Annotated in this window: 22 protein-coding genes; 1 reads left to right on the forward strand and 21 read right to left on the reverse strand. The window is 58.4% G+C overall.

Annotated features, from left to right (window positions below; genetic code table 11):
* Window positions 1-36: 36 nt before the first annotated feature.
* The 18 genes from nrdR to mraZ all read right to left on the reverse strand — a co-directional run bounded on the left by nrdR (window position 37) and on the right by mraZ (window position 18,525).
* Window positions 37-486 carry a transcriptional regulator NrdR gene (nrdR, locus tag LARV_RS10210; RefSeq protein ID WP_075073540.1) on the reverse strand — a complete coding sequence of 150 codons (450 nt, stop codon included), beginning with the start codon at window positions 484-486 and terminating at the stop codon, window positions 37-39.
* 576 nt (window positions 487-1,062) lie between these two features.
* The gene (gene ftsZ, locus LARV_RS10215) at window positions 1,063-2,229 is read right to left on the reverse strand and encodes a cell division protein FtsZ (protein WP_075073541.1); all 1,167 of its coding nucleotides are present in this window, start codon (window positions 2,227-2,229) and stop codon (window positions 1,063-1,065) included.
* A 75-nt stretch (window positions 2,230-2,304) separates the two neighbouring features.
* Window positions 2,305-3,546 (reverse strand): cell division protein FtsA, encoded by a 1,242-nt coding sequence (ftsA, locus tag LARV_RS10220; RefSeq protein WP_075073542.1) that lies wholly within the window; start codon window positions 3,544-3,546, stop codon window positions 2,305-2,307.
* Window positions 3,547-3,552: 6 nt separating this feature from the next.
* Window positions 3,553-4,608: a cell division protein FtsQ/DivIB gene (locus LARV_RS10225; protein WP_075073543.1), complete on the reverse strand. Its 1,056-nt coding sequence runs from the start codon at window positions 4,606-4,608 to the stop codon at window positions 3,553-3,555.
* On the reverse strand, window positions 4,605-5,714 hold the full coding sequence (locus tag LARV_RS10230; RefSeq protein WP_075075191.1) for a D-alanine--D-alanine ligase family protein: 1,110 nt from the start codon (window positions 5,712-5,714) through the stop codon (window positions 4,605-4,607). The genes LARV_RS10225 and LARV_RS10230 overlap by 4 nt, the downstream gene beginning before the upstream one ends.
* A 16-nt stretch (window positions 5,715-5,730) precedes the next feature.
* Window positions 5,731-6,684, reverse strand: a complete 954-nt coding sequence (gene murB, locus LARV_RS10235; protein ID WP_075073544.1) for a UDP-N-acetylmuramate dehydrogenase — start codon at window positions 6,682-6,684, stop codon at window positions 5,731-5,733.
* 15 nt (window positions 6,685-6,699) lie between these two features.
* Window positions 6,700-6,882 carry a hypothetical protein gene (locus LARV_RS10240; RefSeq protein ID WP_075073545.1) on the reverse strand — a complete coding sequence of 61 codons (183 nt, stop codon included), beginning with the start codon at window positions 6,880-6,882 and terminating at the stop codon, window positions 6,700-6,702.
* Window positions 6,875-8,242, reverse strand: a complete 1,368-nt coding sequence (gene murC, locus LARV_RS10245) for a UDP-N-acetylmuramate--L-alanine ligase (RefSeq protein ID WP_075073546.1) — start codon at window positions 8,240-8,242, stop codon at window positions 6,875-6,877. The genes LARV_RS10240 and murC overlap by 8 nt, the downstream gene beginning before the upstream one ends.
* Window positions 8,242-8,784, reverse strand: a complete 543-nt coding sequence (locus LARV_RS10250; protein ID WP_152031773.1) for a hypothetical protein — start codon at window positions 8,782-8,784, stop codon at window positions 8,242-8,244. Before LARV_RS10250 ends, murC begins: the two co-directional genes overlap by 1 nt.
* A complete protein-coding gene (murG, locus tag LARV_RS10255) occupies window positions 8,781-9,884 on the reverse strand; it encodes an undecaprenyldiphospho-muramoylpentapeptide beta-N-acetylglucosaminyltransferase (RefSeq protein WP_075073548.1) in 1,104 nt (367 codons plus the stop codon). Before murG ends, LARV_RS10250 begins: the two co-directional genes overlap by 4 nt.
* Window positions 9,805-11,058, reverse strand: coding sequence for an FtsW/RodA/SpoVE family cell cycle protein (locus LARV_RS10260; RefSeq protein ID WP_075073549.1), 1,254 nt, complete (start codon window positions 11,056-11,058; stop codon window positions 9,805-9,807). Before LARV_RS10260 ends, murG begins: the two co-directional genes overlap by 80 nt.
* On the reverse strand, window positions 11,037-12,419 hold the full coding sequence (gene murD / locus LARV_RS10265; RefSeq protein ID WP_075073550.1) for a UDP-N-acetylmuramoyl-L-alanine--D-glutamate ligase: 1,383 nt from the start codon (window positions 12,417-12,419) through the stop codon (window positions 11,037-11,039). Before murD ends, LARV_RS10260 begins: the two co-directional genes overlap by 22 nt.
* Window positions 12,420-12,421: 2 nt before the next feature.
* Complete coding sequence (gene mraY, locus LARV_RS10270; protein WP_075073551.1) at window positions 12,422-13,414, reverse strand: phospho-N-acetylmuramoyl-pentapeptide-transferase; 993 nt, start codon at window positions 13,412-13,414, stop codon at window positions 12,422-12,424.
* On the reverse strand, window positions 13,411-14,829 hold the full coding sequence (locus LARV_RS10275; protein WP_075073552.1) for a UDP-N-acetylmuramoyl-tripeptide--D-alanyl-D-alanine ligase: 1,419 nt from the start codon (window positions 14,827-14,829) through the stop codon (window positions 13,411-13,413). The genes mraY and LARV_RS10275 overlap by 4 nt, the downstream gene beginning before the upstream one ends.
* Window positions 14,830-14,841: 12 nt before the next feature.
* Window positions 14,842-16,623 carry a peptidoglycan D,D-transpeptidase FtsI family protein gene (locus LARV_RS10280; protein WP_075073553.1) on the reverse strand — a complete coding sequence of 594 codons (1,782 nt, stop codon included), beginning with the start codon at window positions 16,621-16,623 and terminating at the stop codon, window positions 14,842-14,844.
* Window position 16,624: 1 nt separating this feature from the next.
* Window positions 16,625-17,089 carry a hypothetical protein gene (locus LARV_RS10285; RefSeq protein ID WP_075073554.1) on the reverse strand — a complete coding sequence of 155 codons (465 nt, stop codon included), beginning with the start codon at window positions 17,087-17,089 and terminating at the stop codon, window positions 16,625-16,627.
* Between the two features lie 52 nt (window positions 17,090-17,141).
* A complete protein-coding gene (rsmH, locus tag LARV_RS10290; RefSeq protein WP_075073555.1) occupies window positions 17,142-18,089 on the reverse strand; it encodes a 16S rRNA (cytosine(1402)-N(4))-methyltransferase RsmH in 948 nt (315 codons plus the stop codon).
* Window positions 18,090-18,096: 7 nt separating this feature from the next.
* On the reverse strand, window positions 18,097-18,525 hold the full coding sequence (gene mraZ / locus LARV_RS10295; protein WP_075073556.1) for a division/cell wall cluster transcriptional repressor MraZ: 429 nt from the start codon (window positions 18,523-18,525) through the stop codon (window positions 18,097-18,099).
* A gap of 179 nt (window positions 18,526-18,704) precedes the next feature.
* Here mraZ and LARV_RS10300 point away from each other — a divergent pair, with 179 nt between their 5' ends.
* On the forward strand, window positions 18,705-19,130 hold the full coding sequence (locus LARV_RS10300) for an EamA family transporter (RefSeq protein ID WP_075073557.1): 426 nt from the start codon (window positions 18,705-18,707) through the stop codon (window positions 19,128-19,130).
* A gap of 180 nt (window positions 19,131-19,310) precedes the next feature.
* On the opposite strand, the gene LARV_RS10305 is transcribed toward LARV_RS10300, so the two are convergent.
* The 3 genes from LARV_RS10305 to LARV_RS10315 form a co-directional block, all read right to left on the reverse strand.
* Window positions 19,311-20,147 (reverse strand): LabA-like NYN domain-containing protein, encoded by an 837-nt coding sequence (locus tag LARV_RS10305; RefSeq protein ID WP_075073558.1) that lies wholly within the window; start codon window positions 20,145-20,147, stop codon window positions 19,311-19,313.
* Window positions 20,148-20,407: 260 nt separating this feature from the next.
* On the reverse strand, window positions 20,408-20,596 hold the full coding sequence (locus LARV_RS10310) for a hypothetical protein (protein WP_075073559.1): 189 nt from the start codon (window positions 20,594-20,596) through the stop codon (window positions 20,408-20,410).
* A gap of 185 nt (window positions 20,597-20,781) precedes the next feature.
* Window positions 20,782-21,849 carry a zinc ribbon domain-containing protein gene (locus LARV_RS10315; RefSeq protein WP_075073560.1) on the reverse strand — a complete coding sequence of 356 codons (1,068 nt, stop codon included), beginning with the start codon at window positions 21,847-21,849 and terminating at the stop codon, window positions 20,782-20,784.
* Between the last annotated feature and the right edge of the window lie 170 nt (window positions 21,850-22,019).

The following is a 22,019-nucleotide window of genomic DNA, read 5'->3' on the forward strand; positions in this document are numbered from 1 at the left end:
AACGCCCGGTTTTAGAACTTGCCATGGAATACCTCCTCATCCTTCCAGTAATCGGTCGATCTCGTTACGAATGGCTTGCAGATCATCGAGATGCAGATAAACGATGGCATAACGGATATAGGCAATCTGGTCGAGTTTTTTGAGGCCGGCGATGACCATATCGCCGACCACACGGGAAGGTACCTCGGCGCGTCCCATTTGCTGCAGCGAAGATTCGATCTCGCCGATCAGGCGTTCGATTTCGGCGGCCGAAACCGGGCGTTTGGCGCAGGCGATGCGAATACCGCGGGACAGTTTTTCACGATCGAATTCCTCGCGGGTGCCGTCCCGTTTGACCAGCAGCGGAGTGGCCAGGATCGGGCGTTCGTAGGTGCTGAAACGTTGGTGACACTTTTCGCATTCCCGCCGGCGGCGAACACCACCGTGAGCGTCGTGGGTCGTGTCCAACACTTTTGATTCCTCGTGTTGACAATATGGGCAGCGCACAGGTTCCCCTCCTTGAATTGCGGTTTATGGAATAAAAAAGTCTCCTTTGGAACAACTACCCCCATATATGGGGGTATCATTAAAGGAGACCGTATATTTACTGTCAAAATTCTAGCACAGATGATCCATTCATGCAATAGCCAATCCGGGATTGTAACCTTAAAATTTAGATTGCCGTCCGGGGCCCGGCGAGGGCATTTTTTCGACATCCGGTTTTCGGTGGCCGGCTTTGTTTATACAACCCGGGGGCGAATTGTGGCCTCGAATGCCGGAATCGGGCATTTGGCGCCACAAATGGGGTGCTGAAAACGAACAGGTTAGAATCCTTAAAAATCCATAAATATTAGTCTTAAAATTTTTTTCGCCGCTTTGATTTTAATTAAATGCGATCCCCGCCCTGGACGGGGGCGGGGATGAAGGGGGGGATAACCTGAACCCGATAGGGCGCATCCGATGGGCAGTTCGATGCCGGGGCAGGCTGCAAGGCCGGCCACCGGCAGGGCTGCCGGGCAGATGGACCGTATCTTTTGGAGAGCCCACCCGAAAAGCAGGCTCTCCAATCAGGTGTGATTTCGATCAGCGCTGGCTGTTCGTGCGGTTGCGCAGGAAGGCCGGCACATCCAGATCGTCTGTGTTGTATACGCGCGGCGAGAACTCGGTCGGCGCCGGAATGGGGGCGGCGGCGTTGGTGTTCAGGTTGGGACGTTCGGCAGGGCGCGGGCGTGACTGGCTGCCAGACAGATCCTCGCTGGTGCGAATAGGACGCTGCTCACTCACAGGGCGTACGCCCGCGCGGTCAAAACCCGTTGCAATGACGGTGACGCGGATATCATCGCCCATATTCGGGTCGATGACTGCGCCGAAGATCAGGTTGACATCCGGGTGAGCCGTTTCCTTGATGATGGCGGCGGCCTGGTTGACCTCGAAGAGGGTCAGGTTGCTGCCGCCGGTGACGTTGAAGAGGATGCCGCGCGCGCCGTCGATGGTGATATCGAGCAATTGGCTGGAAATGGCGGCTTCAGCGGCCACCCGGGCGCGATCTTCGCCGTTGGCACTGCCGACGGCCATCAGCGCTGCGCCGCCTTCGCTCATGATGGCGCGAACATCGGCAAAGTCGAGGTTGATCAGGCCAGGGACGGTGATCAGCTCAGAAATGCCCTGGATGCCCTGGCGAAGGACATCGTCCGCAGTCCGGAAGGCATCCTGCAAGGAGGCGCGCTTGTCGACGATCTGCAGCAGGCGGTCGTTGGGGATGACGATGAGCGTATCGGCGTGTTCCTTGAGCTTGGAAATGCCCTGCTCGGCGGATTGCTGGCGGCGAGAGCCTTCGAAAGTGAAGGGGCGGGTGACGACGCCGATGGTCAGCGCGCCGCATTCCTTGGCAATCTGGGCCACGATGGGGGCCGCGCCGGTGCCGGTGCCGCCGCCCAGGCCGGAGGTCACGAAGACCATGTCGCTGCCCTTGAGCACTTCGTACAGCTCTTCGGCCGATTCTTCGGCGGCCTTGCGGCCCATCTCGGGATTGCCGCCGGCGCCCAAACCGCGGGTCGACTTGTCGCCAATGCGCACGCGGGTCGGCGCTTTGGAGAGTAACAAAGCCTGGGCATCCGTGTTCACGGTGATGAACTCGATGCCCGACAGGCCCTCGTCGATCATTCGGTTGACAGCGTTACAACCTCCGCCGCCAACACCAATGACTTTGATGCGAGCAAATGATTCTTGAAGTTGGTTGTTCAGGTCCATGGTTATCCTCCGCAAAGTTGAACAGATCAGGTTCTGTAACGCTAGCGAAAGTCAGCCGAACGCCGGCCGACATATTTACGGTAACAGCCGTTTAAGGAATTCCTTGAGCTTTTCAAGATCGACACTCGTTCCTCCTGCACCGCTGCGTGAACTGCGGCGCGAATGAACCGGCATGGTCTCGCTCATCAACAATGCCCAATAGAGCAGGCCCACGCTGGTGGAGTAAGCCGGCGAATTGAGTTGATCGGTCAGGCCGACCAGATTTTCCGGACGCGCAAGGCGGACGGGCAGGCCCATCACCTGGCTGGCCAGATTGCGCATGGCAGGCAGTAGACTGGAACCACCGGTAAGCACCATTCCGGCCGGAAGCAAGCCGTCGTAACCGGAACGTTTTATCTCTTGTAAGACCAGCTCGAAAATTTCAGCCACCCGTGCCTCGATGATATGCGCCAATTCTTTTCGGCTGACCTGCACAGGCAAATCCTCGCCGAAAGCCCGCACGGAAAATGTTTCTTCATCACTGATCTCTAATTCTATCGCATGTCCGTAAGTCTTCTTGATTTCTTCGGCTTGCGGAATTGAAAGGCGCAGCCCGTGAGCGATGTCCGAGGTAATATGATTGCCACCCACGGCTAAAACCATGGTGTGCCAGATATCACCGTCGATGTAGATGGCCATGTCAGTCGTTCCGCCGCCGATATCGCAGACCACAACGCCCATCTGGCGTTCGGTCTCGGAGAGCACAACCTCGGCCGAAGCCAGGGGATTGAGGACGAATTGGGTTACTTCCACGCCGGCCGCCTGAACGCACTGGCGCAGGTTTTCGACGGTGGACGCGGCGGCGGTGATGATGTGGGCTTCCACTTCCAGACGGTAGCCGTGCATGCCGATGGGGGAACGCACGCCGTCCTGCCCGTCGACGATGAAGCCGCGCTGGATGACGTGGATGATTTCACGGTTGTGCGGGATGGCCACCGCCTGAGCGGCTTCAAGGGCGCGGGCGACATCGTCTTCATCGATCACACCGCCCGTGATGCCCACCACGCCGCGGCTGTTGACCGAGGAAACGTTCGCTCCGGCCAGGCTGACCAGGGCCGAGGTGATTTCCAGGCCCGAAGTGCGCTGAGCTTTTTCCACCGAACGGGCGATCGATTGTGACGCTGCAGCCAGATCGACGATGGTCCCCTTTCGAATGCCCTGGGAAGGCTCGATGCCCACGCCCAAAATGCGCAGGTTGCGTTCGCCTTCGACCCTGGCCACCAGGGTGCAGATTTTCGTCGTGCCGATGTCGATACCAACGACAATGGGTTCGTCCATGGCGTCCTACTCCGTTCGGAAGAAAGGAGCACTCAGGTGCTCCACGCTGATCATCACGGGCGTAATTCCGCGCTCAGTGAGTTGCTGAACAATGGCTTCGTATTCGGTTAATTTCGTTTCCAGATTGCCCAGGTCATTCCCAATGTAGACTTTCCATCCGCGGGTGTCCTGCCAACCCAGACCGTCCGTGGTGCTGTAGGCCAGCACGGTGCCTTCGGGAACGCGGGTGCTCAAATTGAGCGTCGCAGCCAGCAAGTTCAAATCCATCCGGCTGCCTTCGACGGTTGTGACCGGCGCCTTGAGCGAAGCCAGCATGCTGGCGGCCGTGGATTCCGCGCTCGCAGCGCTGCTGTCTTCCGCGGCGGAGGGGGCGACCAGTTCGGGCAGGCCATCAGCCTGCAGGGTGATCAAACCGGCCGCTTCACCGCGCACCGGGATGACGACACCTTCCGGGTCCACCCAGACGGTTTGTTCCGGCATCTGCCAGGCGACGATCGGCTGGCGTTCGCGGACACTGATTTCGACCTTGGCTGGCAATCCAACGTGCACCTGCACATCGGTCAGTTCGGGGAAGAGGGCAGTCACCTGGGCTTTGATTTCATCCGGATGAAGATCGAGCGCGGCGGTTCCGGTGAGTTTGAGTGCCGTTTCCACATCCGTGACGTTCAGGCGCTGGAGCCCGGTGATATTCAGGCTGGACACTTCGAACATAGAGCTGCTCGACATCAGGAAGATGCCAATCAACAGGATGACCACCAGCATGCCCGAAACCATCCGCCAGCCGGGATTGACCAGCGGAATGGAGGGCAGGCGAACTTCGACGCCAGAGGCGTCCAGGCTGTAATAGTACTGGCGGCGGACGTTGCTCTTTGCATTCTGACGCACGGGCCGCGAGGTCTTCACCGCAGCGGCGGATCCGCGCGTCATCACAGGCTGGCTTTTCACCGGCGTATGAGTACGCTGGTTGATCTGGCTCATGCGCGTCTGTTCCTGCTGCGTGCGGCGCTGGCGAACCTGATCCGCGTGGGAATTGGAATGGGTGGCGGCCGAAATAGGGCTCATGCGCTTCTCCTGTACTGGCGTTCGGTGCGTTGCTGGTCGGCGTTACGCTCCAGGGCCAGAGAAACCAGGCGGTCGATCAGTTCAGGGTAGGAAATGCCGCTGGCTTCCCAGAGCTTGGCGAACATACTGATGCTGGTAAAGCCTGGAATGGTGTTGACTTCACTGACGTAGATCCCGCCGGCGGTTTCACTGTAGAGGAAGTCCACCCGCGCCATGCCGGCGCAATCGATGGCCTTGAAAATGGCGACTGCCAGACTGCGGAATTTAGCCTGCTCGTCTTCGTTCAAACGGGCCGGGATGATCAATTCGGAACGTTCATCGATATATTTGGCAGCATAGGTGTAGAAGTCGTCGGAAGGGCGGACTTCGCCCGGTACGGAAGCCTCAGGCTGATCGTTCCCGAGCACGCTCACTTCGATTTCGCGCGGTTTTTCCAGCCCGCGTTCCACCAACACACGCCGATCGAAGCGCGCGGCTTCCAGCAGACCTTCGTAGAGATCGGAGCGGTTGCGCACCTTGGTGATGCCGACCGACGAACCCAGGTTGGCCGGTTTGGTAAAAAGCGGATAAGCGGAAACCTTTTCGCAGGCTGCGATGGCGTCTTCCATCCCTTTTTCGACATCCAGGCGGCTCAGGACGATCGAATCCAGCACCGGGATGTGGTTGGCGCGCATCACGTCTTTGAAAAGCGCCTTGTCCATACCCACGGAAGAACCCAACACGCCCGCACCGACGTAAGGCAGGCCGATCAGTTCGAAAAGCCCCTGAATGGTGCCGTCCTCGCCAAAGGTCCCGTGGAGCACAGGGAAGATGACATCCAGGTCGGCGTAAGGAGTGAGTGACTGCCCCTGAATTGCGTACAGCGTCGTCTGACCCGCCTGCGGCAGCAGGGTGACCGGGGTGAGATGGCCGGTTTTGCCTTTTTCGAAAGCATCCAGGGCATCCTCGCCGGCCAGCCACTGCCCGGCATGGGTGATGCCGATCGGGTAAATCTCGTATCGATCCGGATCCAGCGCGCGCAAAACGGAACGAGCCGACATTAAAGATACTTCATGCTCGCCGGAGCGCCCACCAAAGAGGATACCGATACGGATCTTGTTATTCATGAAAGCCTCTGTGCCTTTAATTTGTCGATCCATTCGAAATTTCCCATTCGCCAAGCAATTCCACTTCCAATTCAAGCGTGATCCCGAACTTCTGCTGCACCGCAGTGCGAGCCATTTGGATCAATTGCCATAGATCGCTGGCGGTTGCCTGGTCGTTGTTGACGAAGAAATTGGCGTGAATTGGACTGATCTCCACGCCGCCCACGCGCGCACCCTTGAGTCCGGCTGCTTCGATCAACCGTCCGGCGTAATCTCCGGCCGGATTCTTGAACATGGAGCCCAGGCTCGCGCCGGGGGGTTGCGTCCGGCGGCGCTGGGCCGAGTTGGCGTCCATGCGCTGCTGCACAGCCTGCGGTGTACTGGGGGACAGCTTCATGCGAGCTGCCAGGATGATGGCCTGCCCGGGATTGCGTTTGAGTGCGCTGCTGCGGTAACTGTATGCCATTTGCTCGACAGTCCAGGTCTGTCTACCCAGTTTTTGGTGCAAGATTTCTGCCAGCACCAGGCTGCCGTTCATGTCTCCGCCGAATGCGCCGGCGTTGCCGTAGACCGCTCCGCCGACCGAACCGGGGATGGTTGCCGCCCATTCCAATCCACTCAGGCCGCGCAATGCCACCTGGCGCGCAACGGTCCCCAAATTGGCGCCCGATTCGGCCCAGACGCTCATGGGTTCGGTATGGGTGTCGATTTTGATGTTGCGGGTTCGATTGACGATGACGACACCCGGTAGACCCTGATCACTGACCAGCACATTCGAACCGGAACCGATCATATAGAAAGGAATGCCATGCTCCCAGAGTCTCTGCGCGGCCAGTTCGAGTTCCTGGCTGGTTTGCGCGATCAACATGGCCTGCGCAATTCCACCCACGCGAGCCGTGGTGTAATTGGCCATGCTGACGTTTTCCTGCAGGCGATCGCCAAACAGGGTGCGCAGCTCAGAAAGGGAGGATGTAATCGATTGGGGTTTCATTTGTAGACCGGTTCTCTAAAGGCCTTTCAAGTGGTCGATCAGCTTGTTGACGACCTTCTGGCGCTCGGGCAGCGCCAGGTCATCGTAGCGTGAGGCGCGTCGGTCAGCCGCCGGATTCGGATTTTGGGGCTCCAGGCGCAAGCTGGGGAGGATCAGGGTTTCCTGTTCAAAGGTACGTTTCGTCTTCGGATCAGACATGGCCTTCCTCTTTCTGGCCCAACGCGGTGAGGACCTGGGTACTGATCTGGTCCGCGTCCCCGGCGGAAAGCACCAGGAGAACGTCACCCGGCTGCAATTCAGCCAGCAGGGTGTCGCGGACGTCCGCCAACGCGGGGATAAAACGAGCGTTCGAATGCTGCATTCGGTCGACGACCTGAGCAGCAGAGAAACCATTATCCTTTTCGCGCGCCGCATAAACGGCCGTAACGATGACCCGATCGGCGTCGCCGAAAGCACGGGCGAATTCAGGCAGCAAGGTTTGGGTTCGCGAATACGTGTGCGGCTGCCAGACGGCCCAGATGCGACGGCTCTGGTAGCGGGACCGTGCAGCCGCCAGGGTGGCGCGAATTTCGGTGGGATGATGCGCGTAGTCATCCACGATCGTAATCCCATCTACTTCACCCCGCACGTCAAAGCGCCGGCCGGTTCCCTTAAAATTTGCCAGAGCTGCCGCAACCGCGGCGTCGTCGATCTTCAATTCGCGCGTCACCGCCAGAGCCGCCAGTGCGTTGCGCACATTGTGTTCGCCCGGCACCTGCAGGGTGATTTCACCGGCATAGGCGGGCGCCCGGAAGGAAAAGCCGCCTTGATCGTTGCGGTGGACATTCACCGCGCGCAGGTCGGCGTTTTCATCCAACCCGTAGCGGATGACACGGCAGCCGGCCGGGATTTCAGCCGCCAGCCCGGAAGTCTCGGCATTATCGGCGTTGGTAATGAGCAGCCCGCCCGGTTGAAGGCGATGGACAAAGTCAACGAAGGCCGCCCGATAATCTTCCGGGGTGGGGTAACAATCCGGATGGTCGTGTTCCATCACCGTCACCACGGCGATTTGTGGGTTCAGGCCGAGGAACATGCGGTCGTATTCATCTGCTTCAATGACAAAGGCGCTGCCCCGTCCGGCATGGGCGTTGTTTCCCAGGTTCTTGGAGACGCCGCCGATGATATAGGAAGGATCCTTCCCGCACGCGGTGAGCAGCCAGGCCAGCATGGACGTGGTGGTGGTCTTGCCGTGCGTTCCGGCCACGGCGATGCCAACGCGCCCGCTCATCAATCGGCCCAGGAAATCCGACCGTTTGAGAACCGGGATCCCCGCCGCCAACGCGGCCTGGACTTCGGGATTGGCATCCGGGATGGCCGAGGAGCGCACCACAATATCGGCGCCGCGCACGTTTTCAGGCGCGTGGCCGGTATATACGGTCGCCCCGGCCTCCGCCAGCTCGTGGGCCAGATCGGAGAGAATCCGGTCCGAGCCGCTGACCGAGTACCCGCTCTCCAAAAGGAGCCGGGCTATGGCGGAGAGTCCGCTGCCACCGATGCCAATCAAGTGAACGTGTGTCATCAGATGAACACCACCAGAACGAATACGAAAGCGATCGCGACCGCGAAATAAATGGCCGGGCTGCCCAGCCAGTTCGGCGGCAGGAACGACAGCAAACGAATGGCCGCGTCGCCGATTGGAGTGCCAGCCATGGGAGCCGTGACGATTGCAAAGGGATAATTGGCCGCGTTCATGTAAAACCAGAGCGAGCCAAAGATGAGGTAGCCATTGAATGCGCCCAGGAAAATGCCCAACAGGCTATCTTGCAGCCGGTCGCGGGCAAAGCGGCCACTTTCGGCCAACCTGGGAATTTTCGGCGTCTGGTAGCCGAAGAAGACCAGCGACAGGATGATCAATGTGCGCATCCAGAACAGCGAATTTGGCGCGGTCAGCGGAAGGGTGTCTCGAACGAAGGGGACGAACCGTTCGAGGACGTTGATGATGAACATGGCCAGGATGACGCTGAAACTCACCAGCAGTTCCCGCGCCCAGCCGCGCATTCCACCGATCAGCGCGAAAAGGACCACGTACATCCAGAAGGTGGCGTTTAAACCGATCATCAAGCATTCCCTTCCTGCGGGTTTGCCCCCGCCAGGTCGCGAACCAGGGCTGCAAGCCGTTGGCTTGCTTCCGGCCGGGCCAGCGATCTCATCGCAGCGCGCATGGCATTCAAGTTTTCAACGTCGTCCAGCAGTTCGCTCAGGACAGGCACCAGTTGCTTCGGTAGATCCTCATCTTTGATCATTTTGGCTGCGCCTTTATCCACCAGGTAGGCTGCGTTGACTTTCTGATAGCGCCAGGCGTAAGGGTAGGGGACCAGGACAGCCGGCAGCCCAAACAGCGGATATTCTCCCAGGGTGGAGGCACCGGCCCGGGAAACGACGATATCTGCGCTCGCCAGAGCGGATCCCATATCGTGCAGGTAGGAATACGCATGATAACGTCCGGCGAGTTCCGGGCTCAGGCCAGCCTGGAAAGCCTGAATTTCAGGCCAATCCAGATTGCCGGTCAGGTGCAGCACCTGAGCCATTTTGAGCAGGTCGTTCAAGTTGGCTGTCACGGCGCGGTTGATGGAGCGCGCGCCCTTGCTGCCGCCGGTCACCAGCACGACGGGTTGGTCGAGGTTCAAATTCAGGCTGCGGCGGGCTTCATCGCGATCGTAGCGGGTCAACTCGGGGCGGGTCGGATAACCGCTGACCTCGAGGTGTTTGCGCCCGGGGAAGAAAGCCCGCGAATCGGGGGCGGTGACGGCCACAATACTGGCGTAGCGGGCCAGGAATTTGAGCGCCATCCCGGGTTCGATATCCGGCGTGTAGAGCAGGGACGGAATACTGCGTCCGGCGACGGCCATCGGCGCGGCCACATACCCCCCGGTGAAGAGCAGGACATCTGGTTTGAACTGGCGCAGGATCCGCCGCGAAGCCGCGACACCCCGGACCAGTTTGGCGATGTTGCCGGGAAGGGAACGCAAACCGACGCCGTGAACCCCGGCAGCGGGGATCGCGGTGTACGGTACGCCCTGGCGTTTTACGAGTTCAGCTTCCATTCCTCCCTCACCGCCGACCCAGAGCACCGTCACTTCTTCATTCCCGAGGGATTGCAGAACGGCGAGCGCCGGATACACTCCGCCGCCCGTTCCGCCTGCGCAGATCAACAACCGCACTGAATGGCCTCCCTTGTTCCGGGGTGGATGTCCGGTTGGAAACCCGGGCAACACTCATGATCAAACCAATTGCAGCCAGACACGTGATCAAACTGGAACCGCCTGCGCTGATAAAGGGCAGCGCGTTTCCGGCGAATGGAAGCAAGTTGACCATCACACCCATGTTGATGGTCGCCTCCAAAACGATCCACAGCGTGCAGCCGGCGGCCAGCAATTTACCCAGCAAATCCGGGGCATGCGAGGCGATCTTCAGCCCGCGCCAGAGCACGACCATGTACAGAAGAATGATACCGGCTGCGCCGATCAGGCCGGTTTCTTCAGCGATGACGGCAAAGATGCTGTCGGTGTGGGCAACCGGCAGGCCGGTGAACTTGGTCGCACCCCGTCCGATCCCCACCCCGAAGACGCCGCCGCGCACGACCGATTCGAGCGAGCGCTGCACGTGGTATGAGGCTTCGACAGGATCCCGCAGACCGGCCAGATAGGGCTCCAGGCGGGCTTTACCGGTGGGCATGACCGTCACCAGCAACCAACCCAGCAAACCGGCGACAATGACGATGATCAGAACCTGTTTCCAATCCACGCCGGCCAGGAAGAACATCAATCCGCCCATGATGAGGATGGTCAGCACGGCGCTCAGATCGGGCTGGGCCAGGATGATGCCGCCCGTGATACCCAGAATGGCAGCCATGGGCAGCAGGCCGAAAGTGATATTGTTGATCATTTCGCGCTTGGAATACAACCAGAACGCCAGATAAACGATGATGGCCAGCTTCGCCATTTCGGATGGCTGCACCGAGCCGCCAAAAAGTGCGCGGCGGGCGTTGAGCCGGGTCTCGCCGGTGACCAGAACCAGTACCAGCATGATCAGCGTGACCAGCATCATCGGAACCATCAACCTGCGCCAGCGGTGATAATCGACCAGGCTCAGTCCGACCATGGCGGCCGAACCGACGATGGCCCACCGCAGTTGATTGGTGAAGAAGTAGGCCGGGTTGTCGCCAAGTTCAAGGGAAGCGCCCCAACTGGCCGAATAGACCATTAACAGGCCAAAGGCCATCAATGAGGCGACGGCCAGCAGTAGCGGGACATCCAGCCTCAGGTGCAGTGACTTGACGGCCCGGTTCTGCCGCACGCTATTGGCATTCGAATTTACGGCAGTTGGTTCACCCATTCTCGGAAGCACTCCCCACGCTCTTCGAAATCTTTGAACTGATCGTAACTGGTGCCTCCCGGCGACAATAACACCACGTCCCCGGGTTGAGCAACCTGTGCCGCCGCTTGAACGGCTTCATGCAGGTCACCACAGACTTCCATGCTGTACGGCCGGCGACCCAGTTCCAGCGGGCCGATCGCATTTTGAATCTTCGCGGCTGCCTCGCCGAAGAGAATGACATGGTCGACGCGTTGGTGAATGAGCGTAGCCAGATCATCCCACGGCAGCTTCTTGTCGCGACCGCCGAGCAGAACGACCAGCGGTTCGCTGAACGAATGAATGGCGGCGCTGGTGCGTTCGGGGGCGGTGGCGATGGAGTCGTTGTACCATTTGCTGCTCCGCCAGGTGCGCACGAATTCCAGGCGGTGCGGGACTCCGCCAAAACCTTCGACACCGCTGCGCATGGCCTGAACGGGAAAGCCAGCCGCGTGGGCGATGGCGCAGGCTGCCAGAACGTTGTAGAGGTTGTGCGTGCCGCGCAGCAGGATGGAGCTTTGCGGCATGATTGAGATGTCCTTTTGGCCGTCATATACCCACAGGTGCTCGTCCTGGCAGAAGGTGCCCGCCTGGTGAAGGTCCGGATGCTGCAGGCTGAATGTGACCAGGCGGCCGGCGACCTGAGAGCGCAGATTCCACGATCCGGAGTCCGCCGGGTTAAGAATGGCCACATCTTCGCTGCCCTGAAAATGAATGAGGCGGGCCTTGGCAGCGGCATAAGCTTCGAGGGTGCCGTGACGGTCGAGATGGTTGGGGGTGATGTTGAGGATGGCGCCGATATGCGGTGAGGTCGTCATCTGCTCGAGCTGGAAACTGGAAATCTCGAGAATTACGACATCATCCGCCTTGATCTCTTCGAGGTGATCGACCAGCGGCAGGCCGATGTTACCGCCGATCCAGGCTTTGCGCGGCGCCTTGATCGCGGCCTGAGCCATGCGACCGACCAGCGTGGTGGTGGTTGTCTTACCAGCCGAACCGGTGATGCCGATGACCGGGCAGGGGACCGCGTCCATGAAGATTTGGGTATCGTTCGTGATGGGCAGGCCGCGCCGCTGGGCTTCCTGTACAATCGGCAGGGTCAGCGGAATACCGCCCGAGACGCACACCAGGTCAGTCTGATCCAACAGGCGTAGAGGATGCTCGCCCAGCACCCATTCGATGGGCAGAGCCGCGTTGGCCTGGCGCACGGCGGCCAGTTGGTCGGGGCTGCGTTGGTCGTTCAAAGTCACCAGCGCGCGCTGGCGCACCAGATAACGCGCCAATGCCAGCCCCTGCCGGGCTGCACCAAGAATGAGTACGCGTTTACCGATCCAGTTTGCCATCGTTACACCACCGCAAACGCCACGCCGAGCATGGCAGCCAGAAGACCGACCAGCCAGAATCGCTGGACCACCTGCGTTTCACTCCATCCGAGCAATTCGAAATGATGATGGATCGGCGCCATTTTGAACAACCGTTTACCCTTGGTCAGCTTGAAATAGCCGACCTGTAGGATATCCGAGAGTGCTTCGCTGACCGGAATGATGGCCACAATGGGCAGCAGCAGCCATTGACCGGTCATCAGGGCAACCACCGCCAGGGTGGCGCCCAATGCGAGCGACCCCATATCGCCCATGAAGAGCTGGGCGGGATGCACATTGAACCAGAGGAAACCGAACAACGCGCCCACCAGTGTGAAACAGAACCGGCCCAGGAAGACATAACCCTGCAGCAGGGCGATCAGGCCGTAAGCGGCGAAGGCGGTGGCGCTGATCAGGCCGGCCAGACCGTCCAGACCATCGGTAAGGTTGACCGCGTTGGACATGCCGACGATGAGGAAGACCGCGATCGGGATGTACATATTTCCGAGCGGAATTTCTTCGACCGTGCCGGGCCAGTAGAGTTCGGGGACATCCAGCACGTACTTCAACCCGAAGGCAATGACGATCGCCAGCACCAGTTGAAGGAGGAATTTGGTGCGCGCGCGCATGCCCAATCCACGGCGCGGACCGCGAATGCCTTCCCAGTCATCGATCGCGCCCAGGAGAGCATAAGCCACCATCACCAGCAAGGGCAGCAGAATGGAACGGCCTATGACTTTCAGTCCCAACAGGGTCGCGGCGTTCAATAACAGGGTCAGCATGATCACGGGCAGCAGGAACATGATGCCGCCCATGGTGGGGGTACCCATCTTGACTGCGTGCGAATCGGGGCCTTCAACCCGAATGAGCTTGCCGATCTTGAAGTGGCGCAGGATGCGCAGCAGCGGGCCGCCCCAGATCACCGTAAACATAAAACTGAAACCGGCCAATGCGAGGGCCAGGGATGTATTGCTCATGATTCCGCCTCCAGGGAAGAGACGATGCGGTCCATGCGCACTCCATGTGACCCCTTGATCAAAACCACATCATCCGAATTCAAAATTCCTTTCAATAGTTCCGTCGCCTGATTTACATCGTTCACGGCAGTGATCGCATCGGCCGGCATGCCGGCCTGGCGCGCCGCCTCGGCAATGAGCTTTCCCAAACGCCCGACTGTGACCAGGCGATTGGCGACTTCCGCCGCGCGCACCCCGACCATCTCGTGCCCTTCCTGTTCGTAAGGACCCAGTTCGAGCATATCGCCCAGCACGGCCACCTTGTTGCCTTCGATTTCCGTCAACAGGTTGAGCGCCGCCAACGTCGATTCAGGCGATGCGTTATAGGTGTCGTCGATGATCAGGGCGCCACTCGTGGCGCGGACCGTCGCCAGGCGTAACTGGGTCAGGCTACGCTGCAGGCCGTCGATCACTTCCTGCCAGGATAGCCCTTCCACCAATCCCACCGCAGTGGCGCGCAGCACGGTTTGCACCGAATGCTGGCCGATCAGCGGAACGTGCAGGTGGAGGGTCTCATTGCGAACGTGAAGCTGGAAGCGAATGCCCTGCAGACCCAGGCCTTCGATATCACTGGCCCACAAATGGCTGCGAGCGTCCAGACCATAATAGAAGATGCGCGCCTGTGTGCGGCCGGCCATGCCGCGCACCCAGGGATCGTCGTAATTCAAAATGGCAACGCCTTCCGGAGCCGGCGGCAGAGCTTCGACCAGTTCACCTTTGCCTCGGGCAATGGCTTCCTGAGAACCGGCGCGCTCGGCATGCACGGTGCCGATGTTGGTGACTACGCCGACCTGCGGCCGGGCCAGTTTGCACAGAAACTCGATTTCACCGGGTACATAGAAACCCATTTCGAGCACAGCCCGCTGCGTGCCTTCGCTGAGTTGCAGCAGGGTCAGCGGCAGGCCGATTTCATTGTTCATGTTGCCGGGGTTCTTGATGGTGCGATAGCGTTGGCCGAGGACCTGGGCAACCAGTTCCTTGGTGGTGGATTTCCCCACACTGCCGGTGACGCCGATCACGCGCACAGCCAGGCGCTGGCGCCAGAAACCGGCAATCGTTTGCAGCGCAGCCAGGCTGTCATTGACCCACAGGCAGAAGGGCGGTTGGGGAATCGCGAGTGGCTCTGGCAGTTGGCCGGAGCGTAAATCGAGCACCGGGAACTGCGCAGTAAGGTCGCGCTGCACCAGGGCAATGTGGGCGCCGCGCTCGAAAGCGCTGGCGACGAAATCGTGCCCGTCGACGTGTTCGCCTGGCAGCGCCACGAACATGGCGCCGGGGATCACCTGTCGTGAATCAACCGCAGCCTCGCTGATAATCAGGGAGGCTTCCGGTCGATTGCCCGTCAGGGCTTCCAATACATCTGCCAGCCGTAACACGCTCTATTTACCTCATTGCCCGTTCAACTGATGCCGGATGTCGTCCGGTGGGAGTTTCATCAACGCGACCAGCTCTTTGACAATATCGCTGAATACCGGGGCAGCCACTGTCGAGCCCCAGATATCGCTGGTCGGTTTTTCAAGCCAGACATAAACCAGGAACTTGGGATCGTCCGTAGGTCCCCAACCGACAAAGGAGGTATTGGTGATACCCGTTAAATATCCGGTACTGGTTGGAATTTCCGCCGTGCCTGTCTTTCCGGCGATTTTATATCCAGGAACCAATGCCACCGAGGATTCCGATTCAAGAGAGACGGACAGCATATCGGTAAGGGTCTTGGCTGTCTGGGCCGTAATGGGCGAACCTACCGCTACTGGTGGTGTATTATACTGCTTCCCATCCTGAATGTAGGCTTTGAGAACATGCGGGGCATACATGATGCCCTGGTTGTTGGCAACGCTGGAAATGGCCATCGCCAGTTGAAGCGGGGTGACCGCAACGCCTTGCCCGAATGAATTGGTGGCCAGGTTGACCTCGTACCAGTCCTTATCGCCGGGCAGGGTCAACGGCCAGAATTGTTCGCCGGCCAGGTCGACGTTCGTGCGGCGACCGATGCCAAAGGCCTGCATGTAATTGTAGAATTTCGTCGGTCCCATCTGGGTGGCAACCCAGGAAAGGCAGACGTTCAGGGAGTGCTGCATACAACCGGTCATGTCCTGCGGTCCCCAGGCGCCGCGGTCCCAGTTGTAAATGTAATACCCACCGACCAGGATCGAACCGGTATCCAGGAAAGAGGTCTCCGGGGTGACGGTGCCGCTATCGAGAGCGCTGGCCATGGTGAGCACTTTAAAGACCGAACCCGGTTCGTACGGCCGGCTGATGGCGCGGTCGAAGAGCGTACCGTCGGAATAGATATCGCTGTAGGTCCAGTAGTCATTCAGGTCCATGCGCGGCGTCGACGTCATGGCCAGAATTTCACCGTTGGTCGGGTCGAGAATGAGGGCAGTGCCGGATTCTGCGCCGGAGTCCTGCACAGCCTTGTCCATGACGCGTTCCAACATGGCCTGGATTTCGCGGTCGATGGTCAACACCAGACTGGAACCTGGCGGGACATCCGGAACGTCCTCGATGAGAGCCGGATCGCGCGGAATGCTGATCGTGACCGGATTGCCGGCCAGCAAATCGTTGTATTTTTCTTCCACGCCGTAAAAACCGGTGGCGGATTCGCGATCTTTGTAGTTATAGAAGCCGAGAATGTTGGAGGCCAGTGATTTTTCTGGATAGGACCGCTGCAGGTGACCCGTCCAGTGCAGACCGCGCAGGCTCTGCACTTCCTGGCCCTTTCGAACCTTGGCCCGGTCGGTCTCGTACTGGTCGTAAAGCTTTTCCAGCTCGTTGACTTTTTCAGCCGAGACGAAATCGGTCACGATCACATAGGATTGCTTGCCCTCGATATATTCCAGGCTGGCCTTTCCCAGGACATCTCCATAATCGAGTCCCAGAACGGTCGAAAGGACGGTCGCCAGCGTTTCCGGATTCTCGACCTCATTGAGGGCGATGCCGATTTCGTAAACGTCCTTGTTCCCGGCCAGCAGGTGTCCCCAGCGGTCATAGATATTGCCGCGTTCGGGATAGATGGTGCGCGAAATGGTGCCGTATTGCTTCTCGATCGATGCGCTCATTTTTTGAGCGTTGACGTTGGTCTGAATGCGAACCATTTGAAATAAAATCAAAGCGCCCACCAGGGCGAAGAAGATACCGATGAGTCGCAGACGGGTGAAATATTTAAGCATATCAGTACCCTCCCGCGGATGCGCCTGACAGCACACCCTGGAAGAACCATTCCCATAAGGATTGCCGGTAGGATTGCTTGATGATGGGGGATGGGAGGGAATTGGAGGAAGGCGGCGGGGCGATCATGGCCGGTTGGCGGCCTTCGTAACCCGGGATCACCATATAGATGGCCGTGCTCATATCCGGAAGCTCGAATCCCATCTCGGTAGCCCGCTGCGTCATCACGCCCGCCGAGGTGATTTCAGCCAGCGCGGCGCGGCGGTCGGCAATCAGGCGGTCGAGCGATTCGCGCTGCCGTTCCAGGCTTTGAATTTCGAGTCCGGCCGTGGCCGTTTGAGCGCTGATGAAGAGATAAACACCGGCGATCAACACCACCCCTACCAATGCAGCCAGAAAGCCGCCGATCCGTTGGATCTGGAGGCGCCATGGGGCTTGTTGGTATGCCTGCGTGAACAGGTGGGTCATTCTTTGTTGCTCCTGAAGGAAATCGGTTTGATTTCCGGTATTTATGCAAATCTCATGCCAGAGGCAGCTTTTCGACGATGCGAAGTTTGGCGCTGCGAGCCCGGGGATTGCGGCTGGCCTCCTCTGCGGTCGCTTCGATCGGATGCCGGTTGACCTCGACCAGACTGGCCTTGTGGCCGCAGGTACAAACCGGTTGATCGGGCGGGCAGATGCAATCGCGGCTTTCGAGCCGGAAATACTGCTTTACGATGCGGTCTTCCAGCGAGTGGAAGGAAATCACAGCCAGCCGTCCGCCGGGCGCCAGGGATTGGACAGCCTGGGGAAGAAATTCCTCGAGGGCGTCGAGTTCGTGATTGACAGCGATGCGCAGCGCCTGAAAGGTGCGCGTGGCGGGGTGGATGCGCCCGCGCCGACCGCCGGAAGCCCGCAGGATTACCTCTGCCAGTTGGGCCGTGGTGTGCAGCGGCCGGGCCTGAACAATGGCACGGGCGATGCGGCGGGATGCCCTCTCCTCACCATAGCGATAGATCAGATCCGCCAGTTCAGTTTCAGGAAGCGTATTGATTAGGTCAGCGGCTGAGGTGGGTTGATCCGGCGAGAAGCGCATATCCAACGGCCCATCCGCCAGGAATGAAAAACCGCGTTCGGGGGTATCGATTTGCATCGACGAGACTCCCAGGTCGATGACGATCCCATCCACCGCATTCCAACCCAGATCCGCCAGTTGGCGCTGCAGGGTGGTGTATGAGACCTGACGGAGGGTAACTCTGGATTCAAAAGCAGAAAGGCGCCGAGAAGCTATCTCAAGCGCCTGCGGATCGAGGTCCAGCCCCAACAAGAGTCCTTCCGGACTGCTGTCTTGAAGGATGCCCAAGGCGTGTCCCCCTGCTCCGACGGTCGCATCCACATACCTGCCCGGACTATGTGGGCGTAAAGCATGTATAATTTCTTGGTAAAGTACGGGGAGGTGCGGGGTATTGTCGTTCCTTTCGGCGCACATAGGGCACCTAGAGGGTGAGCGCCGAGAAGCGTTGTTCGTTGGCCTCGGCGTTGGTCATGCTCTCACTCTGATGATTCCAGAGTGAAGGCGACCAGATTTCGAAGTAGTTGAGCACGCCGACGAGGACAGCTTCGGTTTCCAGTTGGACCGCTTCACGCAGGGATTGCGGAATCAATATGCGCCCGGCCTTGTCGATTTCAACGCGTTCTGCATTGGAGAAGATCAGGCGCATCAACTGGCGAGAGGTCGGATCGGTGAGGCTCAATTTTGCCGACCGCTCGGCGATTTCATTGAAGTAGGAGGTGGTCAATACCATCAGGTTGTGGTCGAACCCCAGGGTGATATAGGCGCCTTCCGAGATCAATTCACGGTAGCGAGCCGGAATGGTCAGGCGGCCTTTTTCATCCAGGTTGTGATGGTACGTGTTTAGGAACATTAGTTCTATATCCTCTTTAAAGCCGAAACGCCGGACCATGCCAGCGCTCCACCATCTCCCACTTCATACCACTTTCTCCCACATTCTAGCCGATTTTAAGGGAAAAAGCAATAGGCATTACCCACCTTTTAGCTTTTTGTAAGGATTTCCAATAATTTATCTCCCATTGGAGGATGATCATGAAACCTCAAGTTCTCGCGTTGTTGACCGCCATTGCCTGGGGCGTCGGAGGCTATTTCGAGAAAAAAGGCCTTCACCTTGGAAACCTGGCTCCGGAGATGGGAATTACCATCCGTACGGCAGTTGCATTGGTGATTCTGGGCGTGGTAAGTTTTCCACAGTGGAAGTCCGTCACCCAGGCCGGCTCTAAGGCTCTGCTGTATATGATCATCGGCGGCGGGCTGGTGGCCGGGGCGTTGGGGATGCTCTGCTACTATAAGGCGATCAAAGGCGCACCCTTGACTCAGGTAATGCCGATTGCGTTCACCTCACCGCTGTTTGGCGCCCTGATGGGCATCCTGTTTGGCGGCGAACCGCTGACCTTCAAAACGGCTGCCGGTTTGCTGTTGACCCTTTCGGGAATTGTTGTGCTGACCGTCGGATAAATTCCTTCATAATGAGAAGGGGCTGCCTACCGTCAAACCGGTGAGCAGCCCCTTTTTATTTCAGATTATCTTTCGCATTCAACTTCAAAGGCCGAATGGGGTAATGAGGTGTATGCCAAAATAATGGATTACCCTGTCGTTGATTTTCGAATCGAGGATCCGTTTGGCGATCAGGCGTAGCTAAAATCGGCTGACCAGTTCGATATCCTGAGCCTGGAGGCGGTCGTATTTTTCGGATCGCACCAGCTCGAATTCGAAGATGAAGTTCCGGGAGGGTAATCCGGTGGGGCGAATGCCTTCCGGAAGGTTCGAATCGTGGAAGAACGCGGTTCCGTAGGCCGAATCCGGATTACGGGTATCGGTTTGCCAGAGCTGAGGGCTGATCTCCTTCAGGAATCGCATGAAACCGTAGCCCTGATCGGTGTGCCAGTAGCACCAGCCGCGCACCCGGCTGTTGATTTCGCCCCAGGCGGGTGAATCGGGTTTGCGCATGGTGACCGGAATCAGGTTGGGAATCAGATAACCGGAAATGAAGAAATCGGATTCGTAGCGTAGTTTCGAAGAAACGTTATCCAGACCCACAACCTCGACACGGCAACCTTTATTCTGAAGTGCGCGTACCACCTGGACGAAATCCCCGTCGCCGCTGACGATGAGGACCCGGTCCAGATTTTCAGACTGAAGCAGCGCATCTACGGCCAGGTCGAGATCCGCATTGGCTTTTCCATACCGAATGCCTGATTCATCTTTGAACCATTGAATTTCTTTGACGATTACTTTATAACCGATATCTCGTAACGCAGAATGGAAACTTGTCGCCCCCTTACGATAAACCTCGTCCCTTTCAGCGCGATCGCTGTCAAAGGTAACGTAGGCGTTCATGCGCATGGGGTCGGCGAAATCCCGACAGGCGAACTCACGGAGAACATCATATTGCATTTTTGAGCCGCCATTGATATATACATAGGCAACATCAACATACACCCCCACTTTGCTGGTGGATCGCCCAGTTCTCATAGAAGCACCTCAATTTTAATAAGAAGAAAATTATTATATAAATATTACTACAAATGCAAGATTTATAGCAGAGACTTTCGATTGCAGAATGGTTGCAGTCGCGGGGGGTGTACAAAGACGATCTCGGGCCTTGAACGATTCACCGGAGCGGATCCTTGCCGGTCGGGTACGTATGATCACCGGCCCGACCGTCAACAAAATAATCGCTGGAAGGTGTAAGTCGACCTTTCAGGATCCGTCGGGAATTTGCAAAAAAGGGTTCATCCGGTTTCCGATATGGGCTGCAATGCCTGCCAGAGCTTTTGGAGCACATCCCTGCGATGCTTGAGCATATCCTTGTAATCCGCCCGATCGGTCTCGTGGATTTCCTCTTTCAGGTCAGCGATGCAATCTTCGAGCAGATAAACCAGAGTCTGGCGTTCTTCTTCGGTCAGGTCGAGTTTCAACATCGTGAACCTCCTCGGCAGGCCGGCCGTTAAGAAAACAGCCGCCTGCAAATTGCAGACGGCCCGTATATGACTTCGGAATGTTCTTGGCTTTGGCAGCCAGGCCGGGATTCAAGCGCTGTGCCTGAATCCAGTATAGGAAATTCGAGGAAGGTTGTCAATCGGATGATCCGGATTGACGACTTTTTTCACGGGGCCGGCTCGATGGTAACGATCTCCCCCAGCGAATTGATGCGCAAAGTCCAGCGGCTGCCGGGTTCCGCCGCGCCAAACAATGCGGCATCTGCGGTCTCGTAAGTGACATTGCCGTCTTCCGTGGAAAAAGTAATGCGATATTGTTCGCTGCCATCCCCGGCGCGCTGGTCGGCCGCGAGGTTGAGTTGCGGCCAGTAGGGGTTCAAATCCGAGCCGCTGGTGGTTATGTTATCGACCGTTACCCATTCCTGAACGGTATAGCTGCAATAATCGGCATAGACTTCATACTGGCAATCCTGAACGACTTCGGAATAACCATTGCCCTTGTCGATGGTATATGGCGTTCCACACACCTTTACGGATCGATCCGTGGGTTGGTCGGAGACGCCGGCTTTTCGTTCCTCACACACGCCGAGGATCGCGTCCTGGGGAATCTGATCTTTCCAATCCTCATGTTCGACGGCTCGTTGCGCCAGAATGGGATAACTGCGCTGCCAGGCAAGCGCGGAGACGGTGCCGATTTGATCGGTGGTGCGGGTTAGGATGACGGCCAGCAGAATGCAGAGAATGGTCAGCCCGATGAAAGCGAAGGGCAGCCATTTGGGGAACGAAGCGGGCTTTGCCAGAGACGGTTGGGCCTGCGCGGGCGCGGATTTCAGGCTGGCGCCGCATTTGGAACAGGTCAATGCAGTGGCCGGGTTGGGCGAACCGCAGGCCGGGCAGTTTTGCATGGCAACCGGTCCGGTGTTCAACGCACCGGCCATTGTTCCGCTGGCGCGAGGCGTCCCCGTCGCCAGATCGGCGCCGCAGGCAAGGCATTCCCTGGCGTTGGCCGGGTTGCGAGCGCCGCAATAACCGCAGTGAATATCTGCGCCCAGTTCGGCCTGCTCGATTTCTTTGGCGTCGGTGACCAGGACGTCCTGATCGTCTTTTTGGAATTCGACATTGGCCGGTTGGGCGGCCCCACAACCCCGGCAAAAACGGAAATTTCCAGGATTCTTGCTCTGACAATTGGGGCAATACCAGACCATACGGACATAACCGAGTGATTCACGCGGCATGACACGAACCTCGAGGCGGGAAGGGATTTACTCTGATTATAATATAGCCCTAATCAACACCGGAGAACTCTGGCGGGCGGTTGCATGCGCAAAACCCCGATCCGGTTCGACCGGCGATTTCGGGAACGAAACCTGGTTCTCTGGCGGCGTACAATTGATTAACCTATATC

Origin of the sequence: Longilinea arvoryzae (assembly GCF_001050235.1) — a bacterium.
GTDB classification, from domain to species: Bacteria; Chloroflexota; Anaerolineae; order Anaerolineales; family Anaerolineaceae; genus Longilinea; species Longilinea arvoryzae.